General features: G+C 67.0%; 9 protein-coding genes and 1 pseudogene. 8 read left to right on the top strand and 2 right to left on the bottom strand.

Translation table 11 applies throughout. The features are described from left to right. The 5 genes and pseudogenes from dnaA to AD428_RS17040 all read left to right on the top strand — a co-directional run. Window positions 1–1,102: chromosomal replication initiator protein DnaA (gene dnaA, locus AD428_RS17060; protein WP_053245967.1), on the top strand; the 1,102-nt coding region annotated here is incomplete at its 5' end. A 2-nt stretch (window positions 1,103–1,104) separates the two neighbouring features. After that, window positions 1,105–2,214: a DNA polymerase III subunit beta gene (gene dnaN / locus AD428_RS17055; RefSeq protein WP_053243875.1), complete on the top strand. Its 1,110-nt coding sequence runs from the start codon at window positions 1,105–1,107 to the stop codon at window positions 2,212–2,214. Window positions 2,215–2,309: 95 nt separating this feature from the next. Continuing rightward, window positions 2,310–4,757, top strand: coding sequence for a DNA topoisomerase (ATP-hydrolyzing) subunit B (gene gyrB, locus AD428_RS17050; protein ID WP_053243860.1), 2,448 nt, complete (start codon window positions 2,310–2,312; stop codon window positions 4,755–4,757). Between the two features lie 26 nt (window positions 4,758–4,783). Then, a complete protein-coding gene (locus tag AD428_RS26855; RefSeq protein ID WP_053245966.1) occupies window positions 4,784–5,212 on the top strand; it encodes a hypothetical protein in 429 nt (142 codons plus the stop codon). Between the two features lie 102 nt (window positions 5,213–5,314). Then, window positions 5,315–5,749, top strand: a pseudogene (locus AD428_RS17040) (SDR family oxidoreductase); the annotation flags it as partial. A 42-nt stretch (window positions 5,750–5,791) separates the two neighbouring features. Here AD428_RS17040 and AD428_RS27155 read toward each other — a convergent pair. Both AD428_RS27155 and AD428_RS27150 read right to left on the bottom strand, forming a co-directional pair. Further along, the gene (locus AD428_RS27155) at window positions 5,792–6,583 is read right to left on the bottom strand and encodes a mechanosensitive ion channel family protein (RefSeq protein ID WP_053245965.1); all 792 of its coding nucleotides are present in this window, start codon (window positions 6,581–6,583) and stop codon (window positions 5,792–5,794) included. After that, a complete protein-coding gene (locus tag AD428_RS27150; protein WP_053245964.1) occupies window positions 6,580–7,014 on the bottom strand; it encodes a hypothetical protein in 435 nt (144 codons plus the stop codon). The genes AD428_RS27155 and AD428_RS27150 overlap by 4 nt, the downstream gene beginning before the upstream one ends. Before the next feature lie 311 nt (window positions 7,015–7,325). Here AD428_RS27150 and AD428_RS17025 point away from each other — a divergent pair, with 311 nt between their 5' ends. The 3 genes from AD428_RS17025 to AD428_RS28175 are packed head-to-tail and all read left to right on the top strand — an operon-like array spanning window position 7,326 to window position 9,641. Further along, window positions 7,326–8,111 (top strand): ABC transporter substrate-binding protein, encoded by a 786-nt coding sequence (locus AD428_RS17025; RefSeq protein ID WP_369798777.1) that lies wholly within the window; start codon window positions 7,326–7,328, stop codon window positions 8,109–8,111. Window positions 8,112–8,133: 22 nt separating this feature from the next. Further along, the gene (locus AD428_RS28180) at window positions 8,134–8,967 is read left to right on the top strand and encodes an amino acid ABC transporter permease (protein WP_235490682.1); all 834 of its coding nucleotides are present in this window, start codon (window positions 8,134–8,136) and stop codon (window positions 8,965–8,967) included. Continuing rightward, window positions 8,910–9,641 (top strand): amino acid ABC transporter ATP-binding protein, encoded by a 732-nt coding sequence (locus tag AD428_RS28175; protein ID WP_235490709.1) that lies wholly within the window; start codon window positions 8,910–8,912, stop codon window positions 9,639–9,641. The genes AD428_RS28180 and AD428_RS28175 overlap by 58 nt, the downstream gene beginning before the upstream one ends. Window positions 9,642–9,737 lie beyond the last annotated feature (96 nt).

The raw sequence follows: 9,737 nt of genomic DNA, 5'->3' as shown, positions 1-9,737 counted from the left end.
CCCCGCAGCCTGCCGCCCCGGCCCCGGCCATGTCGCCGCCGCCGCGGTGACGGCCGACGCGGCCAATATCGTGTACGAGCGCTCGCGCCTGAACACCGATCTCACCTTCGAGAACTTCGTTACCGGCAAGGCCAACCAGCTCGCGCGCGCGGCCGCCCTGCAGGTGGCGGAAAACCCCGGCACGTCCTACAACCCGCTGTTCCTGTACGGCGGCGTGGGCCTGGGCAAGACCCACCTCATCCACGCCATCGGCAACGCCATGGTGGCGGCGGGCACGGGCGTGCGCGTGCGCTACGTGCACGCCGACCAGTACGTGTCCGACGTGGTGAAGGCCTACCAGCGCAAGGCGTTCGACGACTTCAAGCGCTATTACCACTCGCTCGACCTGCTGCTCATCGACGATATCCAGTTCTTCTCGGGCAAGAACCGCACGCAGGAAGAGTTCTTCTACGCCTTCGAGGCGATGGTGGCGCAGCGCAAGCAGATCATCATTACCAGCGACACCTATCCCAAGGAGCTGTCCGGTATCGACAGCCGGCTCATTTCGCGCTTCGATTCCGGGCTCACCGTGGCGATCGAGCCGCCCGAACTCGAAATGCGGGTGGCGATCCTGTTGCGCAAGGCCGAATCCGAGGGCGTGCCCATGCCCGAGGAGGTGGCGTTCTTCATCGCCAAGCACCTGCGCAGCAACGTGCGCGAGCTGGAAGGCGCGCTGCGCAAGGTGCTCGCCTACGCGCGCTTCCACGGCCGCGACGTGCTGACGGTGGACGTCTGCAAGGAGGCCCTGAAAGACCTGCTGTCCGTGTCCAACGGCCAGATCACGGTAGAGAACATCCAGAAGACGGTCGCCGACTTCTACAAGATCAAGGTGGCCGACATGTACTCGAAACGCCGGCCCGCCAATATCGCATTGCCGCGCCAGGTCGCCATGTACCTGGCGAAGGAGCTGACCCAGAAAAGCCTGCCTGAAATCGGCGATCTCTTCGGCGGACGGGACCACACCACGGTGCTGCACGCCGTGCGCAAGATTTCCGATGCCCGCGCCAAGCAAGCGGAACTGAACCATACCCTGCACGTGTTGGAACAAACTCTAAAAGGATGAACATGCAACTCGTACAAACCACACGCGATGCATTGCTGAAACCGCTGTCGACTGTGGCGGGCATCGTCGAAAGACGCCATACCCTGCCCATCCTGGCGAACATCCTGATGCGCAAGGAAGGCAACAAGGTCGCGTTCATCGCAACCGACCTCGAGGTGCAGATCACCACGCATGCAGATTTCGGCGTGGGCGCGGAGAACGAGTCCACCACCGTGTCGGCGCGCAAGCTGCTCGACATCCTGAAGGCGCTGCCCGACACCGGCGACGTGAAGCTGGCGCTGGCCAGCAACAAGCTGTCCGTGCAGTCGGCCAAGAGCCGCTTCGCGCTGCAGACGCTGGCCGCCAGCGAGTTCCCCACCGTGGCCCAGCCCGAGCAATGGGACGTCTCGCTGACCATGCCGCAGCGCACCCTGCGCCACCTGTTCAACATGGTGCACTTCGCCATGGCCCAGCAGGACATCCGCTATTACCTGAACGGCATGCTGCTGGTGTTCGAACCCGGCCGCGTGCGCGCCGTGGCCACTGACGGCCATCGCCTGGCGCATTGCTCCACGGCGGCCGACGGCATCAGCGAACGCCACGAAGTCATCGTGCCGCGCAAGACGGTGCTCGAGATGCAGCGCCTGCTGGAGGACTCCGACGAGCCGGTTTCGATCGACGTGGCCCCGGGCCAGATCCGCTTCCGCTTCGGCGACGTGGAGCTCGTGTCCAAGCTGGTCGAGGGCAAGTTCCCCGATTTCACGCGCGTGATTCCCACCACGTACACCCGCCATTTCCTGGTGGGCCGCGAGGCCCTGCAGGGCAGCCTGCAGCGCGCCGCCATCCTGACCACCGACAAGTTCAAGGGCGTGCGCCTGCAGCTGGCGCAGAACCAGATGAAGATCTCCTCCTCCAACGCCGAGCAGGAAGAGGCCCAGGAAGAGATCGACATCGACTACGGCCACGAGCCGCTGGACGTGGGTTTCAACGTCGGCTACCTGCTCGACGTGCTGGCCAACGTCAAGGTGGACAACGTGAAGTGGTCGGTCATGCCCGATGCGAACGCGTCCGCGCTCATCACCCTGCCCGAAGACGACGAATTCAAATACGTCGTGATGCCCATGCGCATCTGATCCGCCGCAACGCGGATTTGCGCCGCTCGCGGACCTTTGCCGGCCGCGAGCGGTCCGGCCGCCAGGCCGCTCTTTAAAGCCTTATCGATATCCACATGTCAGATCAGCAGAACACCACTCCCGAGAACAACGGCTACGGCGCCGATTCGATCAAGATGCTCAAGGGGCTGGAGGCAGTACGCAAGCGCCCCGGCATGTACATCGGCGACACCTCCGACGGCACGGGTCTGCACCACATGGTGTTCGAGGTGGTGGACAACGCCATCGACGAGGCGCTGGCCGGCTACTGCGACGACATCGTCGTCACCATCCACACCGACAACTCCATTTCGGTGAGCGACAACGGCCGGGGCATTCCGACCGACATCCACAAGGATGACGAATTCCACCGCAGCGCCGCCGAAATCGTCATGACGGAGCTGCACGCGGGCGGCAAGTTCGACCAGAACTCGTACAAGGTGTCCGGCGGCCTGCACGGCGTGGGCGTGTCCTGCGTGAACGCGCTGTCGGAATGGCTGCGCCTGACCATCCGCCGCGACGGCAAGGTGCACCAGATGGAGTTCCGCCAGGGCGAGCGCGTGGCGCCCCTGACGGTCACGGGCACGACCGACAAGCGCGGCACCGAGGTGCGCTTCCTGGCCGACCCCATCATCTTCACCAATATCGAGTACCACTACGAGATATTGTCCAAGCGCCTGCGGGAACTGTCGTTCCTGAACAATGGCGTGAAGATCCGCCTGATCGACCAGCGCCAGGGCAAGGAAGAGAACTTCGCCTTCTCCGGCGGCGTGAAGGGCTTCGTGGAGTACATCAACCGCAGCAAGACCGTGCTGCACCCCAACGTGTTCGCGGTATCCACCGAATCGTCGGCCGGCGGCGTGCCGGTGGGCGTGGAAGTGGCCATGCAGTGGAACGACAGCTACAGCGAAAGCGTGCTGTGTTTCACCAACAACATTCCGCAGCGCGACGGCGGCACGCACCTGACGGGCCTGCGCGCGGCCATGACGCGCATCATCAACAAGTACATCGTCGACAACGAGCTGGCCAAGAAGGCCAAGGTCGAAACGTCCGGCGACGACATGCGCGAGGGCCTGGCCTGCGTGCTGTCGGTGAAGGTGCCCGAGCCCAAGTTCAGCAGCCAGACCAAGGACAAGCTGGTGTCCAGCGAAGTGCGTCCCGCGGTGGAAGAGGCCGTGGCCCGCACGCTGGAAACCTGGCTGCTCGAGCACCCGAACGACGCCAAGGCGCTGTGCGGCAAGATTATCGAAGCCGCGCGCGCGCGCGAAGCGGCGCGCAAGGCGCGCGAAATGACCCGCCGCAAGAGCGTGCTGGAGGGCGCCGGCCTGCCCGGCAAGCTGGCCGATTGCCAGGAAAAAGACCCCGCGCTGTGCGAGCTGTACATCGTGGAGGGCGACTCGGCGGGCGGCTCGGCCAAGCAGGGCCGCGACCGCAAGTTCCAGGCCGTGCTGCCGCTGCGCGGCAAGGTGCTCAACGTGGAGAAGGCGCGCTTCGACCGCCTCATCGCCAGCGAGCAGATCGCCACGCTGATCACGGCCCTGGGCACCAGCATCGGCCCGGACTTCAACATCGACAAGCTGCGCTATCACCGCCTCATCATCATGACCGACGCGGACGTGGACGGCGCGCACATCCGCACCCTGCTGCTCACGCTGCTGTACCGCCAGATGCCCGAGCTGGTGCAGCGCGGCTACGTCTATATCGCCCAGCCGCCGCTGTACAAGGTGAAGGTCGGCCGCGAGGAGCGCTACCTGAAGGACGACGCGGAAGAAGCGCAGTTCATGCTGCAGCTCTCGCTGAAGGAGGCCGAGATCATCTCGGGCGGCAACATCATCCGCGGCGAGGAGCTGGCCGAGCTGGCGCGCCAGTACGTGGCCGCCGACGGCGTCATCGGCCGCCTGTCGCGCGTGTTCGACGTGGCGGCCCTGTCGGCCATGGCCGAGGGCGTGGAGATCAACCTGGATTCCGAACAGGCCACGGCCGAATCCGCCGAACGCCTGAAGGCCGCCATGCGCGACCCGGTCTCGGGCAACGGCGTGGAAGTGGTGCCCGAGTTCGACCCCGTTACCGAAAGGCACCGCCTCTCGGTGCGGCGCATGCACCACGGCAACGTGCGCGTCAGCATCATCGACGCGGACTTCATCGGCGGCTCCGACTACGCCGTGCTGTCCAAGGCGGCCCAGAGCTTCTCGGGCAAGGTGTTGCCCGGCTCCATCGTCGCGCGCGGCGAGGGCGACAAGCGCAAGGAACAGACCGTGGCCGACTTCCGCGAAGCCATGGCCTGGCTGCGCAGCGAAGCCGAGCGCGGCATTTCCAAGCAGCGCTACAAGGGCCTGGGCGAAATGAACCCTGAGCAGCTCTGGGAAACCACCATGGACCCCAAGGTGCGCCGCCTGCTGCGCGTGCAGATCGAGGACGCCATCGCGGCCGACGAAGTCTTCACCACGCTCATGGGCGACGACGTCGAGCCGCGCCGCAACTTCATCGAGACGCACGCGCTGTCGGCGGGCAATATCGACGTGTAGGCCGCGGACCCTCCCATACCCGGTACGTGCGCTTCTCCGCCGCACGGGAGAAGGCTGCCTTCGGGCAGCCTTTTTGCCGCCTGGCGCGATGCGCCAGCCTGTGCCGGCAAGCCGGCCTTGCGCGGGCCGGGGTCGAGGCGGAGCAGGGCGTCCATGGCGCGGCGCGCGTCGGCGGCGCGGCAGGCTTTTTCTACCCAGGACGAGGCCGCGTCGAAGTCGCGCAGGAAAAGGTGGGCGGCGGACATGCCGGCCTGCATCCGGTACAGCTCGGGGTCGAGGGGGCTGAAGCGCATGGCGCGCGCGAAATGCTCGATGGCGGCCTCGGTGTCGCCGTGCCACAGCCGCAGGAAGGCGCCGAGGAACCATGCGGCCGCGAGATCGGGTTGAGCACCAGCGTTTTTTCCAGCAGGGCGATGCCGCCCGGGAGGTCGCCCGCCAGATGGGCCAGCGCGTGACCGGCGCGGGTGAGGGCGACGGCGTTGCCGCGGCCGGGCTCCACGGCGCGCCGGACAAGCCTCGCGCCCTCGATCGTCTCGCCCGTCGGGTCGGCCATCCAGCACTTCCGCGCCAAGGTCGCGCAGGAAAACCTCATCAAGGCGTCGAAGATTCCCTATGCCATCCTGCGCGCGACGCAGTTCTTCGAGTTCATCGGCAGCATCGTCGAGTCGGGCGCGGAGGATGGCGGAGTGCGCCTGTCGCCGGCGCTGATCCAGCCGGTCGCCGCCGACGATGTGTCGGCGGCGCTGGCCGACCTGGCCGTGGGCGCGCCCGTGAACGGCACGATGGAAATCGGCGGGCCGGACCGCTTTCCGCTGGACGAGCTGGCGCGGCGCTATCTCGCGGAACGGGACGACGCCCGAGAGGTGATCGCCGACATTCACGCCCGCTATTTCGGCACAGAGCTGAATGATCGCTCGCTTATCGCCGGAGACGGCGCGCGTCGGGGGCCGAGGCGCTTTTTCAGTTGGCTCGGCCGCGCAACGAGGGCCTGAACGGCGTGGCCCGCAGGACCGAGGAGCACGGCATGCGAATTCTCAAGTATCCGGCGCTGGCCGTAGCCCTCGCGGCGGCGGGGGCACGGGTCCGGCATCGCCGGCCTGTTCCGTTTGCGGCGCCCGCGCCTGCAGGGGAAACACCTCGGCGCCGGACGGCATGGTTTCGACATACAGCGAGCGGCTGGGAAACGCGAAGCCCGAGCCCGCGCCCTCGACGATGTTCTTGATGGCGCAGGCAAAGGCTTCCTTGATCTGCAGCCACTCGCCCCAGTTCGTGGTGCGGGTGAAGCAATAGACCATGAGGTCGATGGACGAATCGCCGAAGCTGTCGATGCGCACGAAGGTGGGGGCGGCGGGCGCGCTGACAAAGGCGTCGCTGCCCTTGATGTAGGCCTCGATGTCGTCGCGGATCCGCCGGAGCTGGTCCACGGAAGTGCGGTATTCGAGGCCGATGGTCCACGAGATGCGCCGGTAGGTCATCTTGGAGAAGTTGGTGAGCGCATTGTCGGCGAGCTTGGCGTTGGGCACCATGACCGGCGCCAGGTCGAAGCGGCGCACGGTGGTGGCGCGCAGGCCGATGATTTCCACCGTGCCTTCGACCACGCCGTCCACGCGGATCCAGTCGCCGCTTTCGAAGCGCTGTTCGCCGATGATGAAGACGCCGGCGATGAGGTTCTTGAAAAGGTCCTGCGCACCCAGGGCCACCGCCGCGCCGACCAGCCCGAGGCCGGCGAGCACCGGGCCGACGTGGATATTCCAGATTTCCAGGATGATGCCCGCGCCCAGCAGGAAAGTCACGATGCGGGCGACCCGCACGATCCATCCCGTCATGCCGTCGCCCAGGCTGGTGCTGCGCGCCTCCAGTCCCGCGAAGATGCTGGGGATGCGCCCAGCAGCGCCCAGAAAAGCGTGAAGACGACCAGCGCCCGGTTGAAATCGAACACGAAGCCGCGCGCCGCCGGCGTCAGCGACAGAATGCCCGAGATGGCGAAGGCCGCCGCGACGAAGGGCACGAACCGCACGGCCGGCGCGACGTCTTTCACCAGCGCCTGCGCGGCCGGCGTGCGGGCGCGCAGGAGCCAGAGCCCGATGCGGTGGATGCGGGTCCGGGTGAATATCCAGCGCAGCGCGAACGCCGCGATCAGGATGGCCGCCGAAAGAATGACCTGGTCGAGCGTCAGGCCGTCGAAGATCCGGCCGCCGAGTTCCTGCAAGGCGTGCTTCAGGCGGGCGCCTATGCCTGTGAAGTGATTCCAGTCCATTGATTCCTCAGGGCTCCGGGGCCGCGTTGCGCGCCGCCCGCGAGGAGATCATACCCAGGCCGGGCCTGGCCTGCGCGGGCGCCGCCGCGCGCGACGGGGCCGGAGCGCTAGGGAAAGTCCCCATATCCCCGCTTTGCCGCCATGCAGCAGAATTCCTGAAAATTGTTCAACAATCCTGGCGCGGAAACGTCTCCCGAAACCGGAGAAATCCCGTTGCACCGCGGTTTCCAGGACATTGTGTGGGGGTTGCCATGCTCAGTACCATCCCGGCGCTACGCCGCTTCGCCATAGGGGCCGCCGCGGCTTGCGCGATGGGAGCGGCAGGCGCCGCCCCGGCTGCGCCGACCATCAGGCCGGACAGCCTGACCGTGGGCTCGGATCTCACCTACCCGCCCTACGCATACCTGGACAACGGCGCGCCGGCGGGCTTCGATGCCGATTTCTCGCGGCTGCTGGCCGCGAAGCTCTCCCTCAAGCCGGTGTTCGTCGATACGCGCTTCCCGGATCTCATCCTGGGCATGCGCGCGCATCGCTTCGATGCCGTGGCTTCCGCTCTCTACGTCACGCCGGAGCGCTCGCGCCTGGTGGATTTCATTCCGTACCTGAAGACGGGCGCATCGCTGGTGGTGACGGCCTCCAGCGCCTACGTCCCGGCGGTTCCGCAAGACTTGTGCGGCAAGCGTGTGGCTTCCATCAAGGGCGCGTCCTGGACGCCCAAGCTGCAGAAGGTGTCTCGCGAATCTTGTCAGCCCGCGGGGCGCGGCGAGATCAAGGTGCTGGAGTTTCCGACCTCGCCCGAGGCCCTGATGGCGCTGCGCTCGCAGGCCGCCGACGCCATGATCGAGGACGCGGCCGTGGCGCACGGCATGGCGGTCCAGTCGCGGGGGGCGATCCGGATCACGTCCACGTCGCTGCTCTATCCCATCGTCATCGGGCTGGGGCTGAACAAGAATGCCGCAGCGCTGCGCGGCAGCCTCCAGGCGGCGCTCGACGCCGCGCGCGCCAGCGGCGAGTACCAGGCCCTGCTGGCGCGCTACGGCCTGGAAGCGCCCAGCGCGGCCGAAATCGAGGAAGCCCTTGGCGGCCAGTCCCGCTGACGTTCGCCGGGAACGAGCACCCATGCATTTCGACTGGAACTATGCCGCAAGCCTGCTTTGGGATACCGATTTCTGGAAAGCCTGCCTGGTGGTGGTGAAGCTCAGCACCGCGACCTGGGTCGTGGGCGTGGCGGCGGGGTTCGTGCTGGCGCTCGCCAAACAGGCGAAAAACCCCGTGCTGAATCGGCTGGCCGGGCTGTACATCTGGTTCTTCCGCAGCCTGCCGCTGCTGGTGCTGCTCGTGTTCGTGTACAACCTGCCGCAGGTTTTCCCGGCCTCGGGCGCGCTGCTTTCCGATCCCTTCTATGCCGGCCTGACCGCGCTGGTGGTGAGCGAAACCGCGTTCATCGCGGAAATCCACCGCGGCGGCATCCTGGGCGTGCCGCGCGGGCAGGTCGAGGCGGGGCGCGCGCTGGGCATCCGCTACGCCGGCATCCAGCGCATGATCGTGGTGCCGCAGGCGCTGCGCATCGCGCTGCCCGCGCTCAGCAACGAGTTCATCACCATCGCCAAGCTGACTTCGCTGGTGTCGGTGATCTCGCTGGCGGAGATCTTGCTGGTGGGCCAGCGCCTGTATACGCAGAACTTCATGGTGTTCGAAACCATGCTGGCGGTGGCGTTCTACTACGTGCTGATCGTCACGGTGTTCGACAAGCTGCTGGGCTGGCTGGAACGGCACATGAACATCCTGCGTCGCGCGCCGAGGCCGCTGGCGCTGGACGAGGCGGCGCGGCGGCGGCTGGCGCAGCCGTCGGCGAAGGCGGACGCGGCGCGGCACAGGCGCGCGCCGCCTTGCAGGTGCAGGGCGCGCGCAAGCGCTATGGCGAGCACGAGGTGCTCAAGGGCATCGACCTGAACGTACGCGCCGGCGAGGTCATCAGCATCATCGGCCCGTCCGGATCGGGCAAGACCTCGCTCATCCGCACGCTCAACGGGCTGGAAACGCTGGATGGCGGCCGCGTGCTGCTGCACGGCCAGCCCTTCCTGGGCGCCGCCGGCACGGGCGCGCCCGCGGCTCCGGGCGCGCGCATCCTGGACATCGGCATGGTGTTCCAGAGCTTCAACCTGTTTCCCCACATGACGGTGCTGGAGAACGTCATGCTGGCGCCGAAATACCACCGGCGGGGCGATGCCCGGGCGCTGCGGGACGAGGCGCTGTCGATGCTGGACAAGGTAGGCATGCTGGACCACGCGCACAAGTACCCGCACCAGTTGTCCGGCGGGCAGCAGCAGCGCGTGGCGATTGCGCGCGCCCTGGCCATGCAGCCCTCCATCATGCTGTTCGACGAGCCCACTTCGGCGCTCGATCCCGAGCTGGTGGCCGAAGTGCTCAAGGTGGTGGAAAGGCTGGCGTGCGAGGGCATGACCATGCTCATCGTGACGCACGAGATGGGCTTCGCCTTCAAGGTTTCGGACCGCATCGTGTTCATGGAGGGCGGCCGCGTGCTGCTGGACGCGCCGCCGGCCGAGGTGAGCGCCAGCGCCGATCCGCGCATCAGGGACTTCTTCAGCCATGTCCACGTTTCCTGAGGCCGCGGGGCCGCACGCCGGCGCGGTGCGCCGCTGCCTGGACCGCATCGCGGCCTGCCCGGACATGGCGGGCGTCGCGCTGCTGGCGCGGCGCGA

The sequence above is a fragment of the Achromobacter sp. DMS1 genome (genome assembly GCF_001270295.1).
The sequence above is the reverse complement of the archived record's forward strand: the minus strand, read 5'-3'. Positions and strand labels throughout refer to the sequence as shown.

What these genes read in the sequence shown, in the direction of transcription:
- AD428_RS17025 (WP_369798777.1), top strand. Translation starts at nt 7,326, where the DNA reads ATGGGAGCGGCAGGCGCCGCCCCGGCTGCGCCGACCATCAGGCCGGAC.
- dnaN (WP_053243875.1), top strand. Translation starts at nt 1,105, where the DNA reads ATGCAACTCGTACAAACCACACGCGATGCATTGCTGAAACCGCTGTCG.
- AD428_RS27150 (WP_053245964.1), bottom strand. Translation starts at nt 7,014, where the DNA reads ATGGACTGGAATCACTTCACAGGCATAGGCGCCCGCCTGAAGCACGCC.
- AD428_RS28180 (WP_235490682.1), top strand. Translation starts at nt 8,134, where the DNA reads ATGCATTTCGACTGGAACTATGCCGCAAGCCTGCTTTGGGATACCGAT.
- gyrB (WP_053243860.1), top strand. Translation starts at nt 2,310, where the DNA reads ATGTCAGATCAGCAGAACACCACTCCCGAGAACAACGGCTACGGCGCC.
- AD428_RS27155 (WP_053245965.1), bottom strand. Translation starts at nt 6,583, where the DNA reads ATGACGGGATGGATCGTGCGGGTCGCCCGCATCGTGACTTTCCTGCTG.